Raw genomic sequence first — 2557 nt, 5'->3', positions numbered from 1 at the left:
GCGACTCATAAGTGCTCGGTTATATGCGGGCCAATTGGTTGTGCGGTAGATTTTGTGTGCAGGCTTCTTCATTTGAAAATTATATCGCTGAAAAAGCCTTTACAGATAGGTTTGTGCAACAAAGCCATTCAAACATAAAAAATACAATTCCCCTGCACAAAAAAAATGTGAAAAAACCAAATATACGACATGCAATTCATTTAGAATAAATAAATTCATTCAAACTAGTTAAATAATGAAAATCACCTGCAATAATACTTGGCGATAGCACTCTAAGATCCATAACAACATAATATTTTAACTCTGCATCATCTATAATTTTTTGATATTCTTCTAGCTTATCCATTTCATTTTTATCTAACTTGAAATGAATACTTTTTTTCATTTTCCCAGGCAATATTAGATTGTTTAATAAATCCTCATTTTTCTCTATCAAATTATATTTATTCAAACTAAATTTAAAAGATGCATTCAAACCATCCCTAATCACTAAATTTGATATTATTTTACTTCTTCTATTTTCATTACTCACCTCCCAATCATTAACCCCAGTGATTAATATATCTTGCCCAGATAAATTCTCAAATATCAATTCTAAAACATAATCAGATTCACTTTTTTTTATTTTAGTAATAATTTTAAATCCTATTTCCATTTTACTTTCACTGGAATTAATAAAATTTATTTTTTTTTCATTAAACCATTTTAAAACTTCCTGCCCATTACTGTCTTTTGAATTAAAAAGTATTGAAGAAACAGTATTCTCACCTGAAATTTCAAAAAATCTAAAATTTAGCTTCTTATCTTTACTACTTTTGACATCATATTTTTTATTAAGCAAGAAAATTTTTTTTCCATATTTGTCATAATCTTCAGCCTCTTTTTCGGTTAAGCTTTTAACAATCAAACCAACTCCGTTTATTTTATTATTTTTACTACCTATTCTATCTACTGTAGAATTTTTCAAATAAAATTCTTTACCATTATTAGCCCAAAATTTTTCTATAAGAGGATTACCCCAATAATTTGGATATGTACTCGTGTAAAACTCTTGATTATTTTTCGCCATTGATATAGTACTCATAAATAAAATTGAAACCATTATAAATTTAAGATTTAACATCCCAATTAATCCCTGTTTCTTTTTCAAACCAATCTCGAATTTGATGCAGATAATATTCATGCATTTGTGGATTTTTAATTAAAGTTCCTTCACCCATTAAATTATTTTTTGAATTTCTTTTCCAAAAATCTGCAGGCTCTGCAATCTTAAGATCTATTTGATATAGTGGATTACTTGTAGCTAAAGTATATCTTTGATTTACTGCTCCCCCATAAGCAAAATACTCATCTGGCCAATTAAATAAATGACCAGATTCATGCGCATGTATATTATTCGACATCCAACTTGGCTCAAATTTCCAACATCCGAAGTCATATTGTTGAAAATCAGTTAATGAAGTTGAGTTTTCAATAAATTCATAAATTTGATAGTAATCAGTTACCTGTTTTTTCGATGCTTCGTATTCTGCTGTAGCATTTATAGACCAATTACTTGAATCCGCACGTGTACTTAATTTGTATATATTAACCTCATGACCATCTTGTGCTTCTACAACTTCCAACCAAACTGGAACTTTACACGTACATTTTGATTGAGCACAGTTTTTCGGATATAAATAAAAATTATTTTTATTTAAAATTTTCTCAATTTCAGATTTAGCTTTATTAAAGTCAAACCAATCTTTATATGGAATTTCTATATCCTCAAAAGAAAACATGGAATTTTGCAAATCTAAGCTAGAATCATATGGTAATTCTACTTCTATACCACTTTTATTAGTAACTATCTGGTTATTATTGTCAACTAAGACACGCTTTTTTCCTTTAAAAGATATCTTTGTTGTTACTGTTAAGAGGTTTTTAAGTGGATCAAACTTAATATCAAATGGTTGGCTTATCTCTGAATAATCATAAAATTTGACTTTATACCTCTTTGAATTTTCATAATAGTCAACATAACCATCTTCTAAAGTTTCATTTTTTTCTATACCTATTGATATTAAATTTCCGTTTTCATCCGTATCTACAATTTTCCCAGAAAGAGCTTCTGGTAGATAATCAACTATACTAATTGGTTTTAATAAAGATGAACAACTATTTCCATGTAATGCTGAATCATTCAACGCCGTGGATGACTCAGCATTAGATATATATTCGGTATTTGAATTTGATTGTTTTAACCTTATAGGACATTCGCTCACTGAATTTTCTTTGATTTTCAGTGCAGGTAAATTTACATTCAAAGTGGGAATCTTGTTCCCTCCCACAAACTTATGCTGCCCCGCCTTCACTTCAAACTTACCGCTAGTAGTAGGCAATACACCTCCACTACTAATCTCAATCTGACTACCACCCGCAACTAAAACAATTTTTTTGCTCGCTTTGATTTCAACTTTATCTTCCGTGGAAATAATTTGAATACCTTTTCGGGCAATCAAATCTGCCCCATCTCCTTGGGCTTGGATTTCAACTTTGCCTTTGCCTGCATAAGCTC

General features: G+C 29.7%; 2 protein-coding genes. Both read right to left on the bottom strand.

Going from position 1 to position 2557, the window contains the following annotated elements; translation table 11 throughout:
• Window positions 1-196: 196 nt before the first annotated feature.
• Entirely contained in the window at window positions 197-1123 is a 927-nt protein-coding gene (locus tag FTU80_RS16270) for a hypothetical protein (RefSeq protein ID WP_180086114.1), read from the bottom strand.
• A partial coding sequence (locus tag FTU80_RS16545) for a DUF2345 domain-containing protein (RefSeq protein ID WP_373685238.1) occupies window positions 1110-2557 on the bottom strand: 1448 nt, incomplete at its 5' end. The genes FTU80_RS16270 and FTU80_RS16545, both read right to left, overlap by 14 nt.

It is taken from the genome of Acinetobacter sp. YH12145 (genome assembly GCF_013418335.1).
GTDB lineage: Bacteria > Pseudomonadota > Gammaproteobacteria > Pseudomonadales > Moraxellaceae > Acinetobacter > Acinetobacter amyesii.
This window is presented reverse-complemented; position numbering and strand designations above follow the sequence as displayed.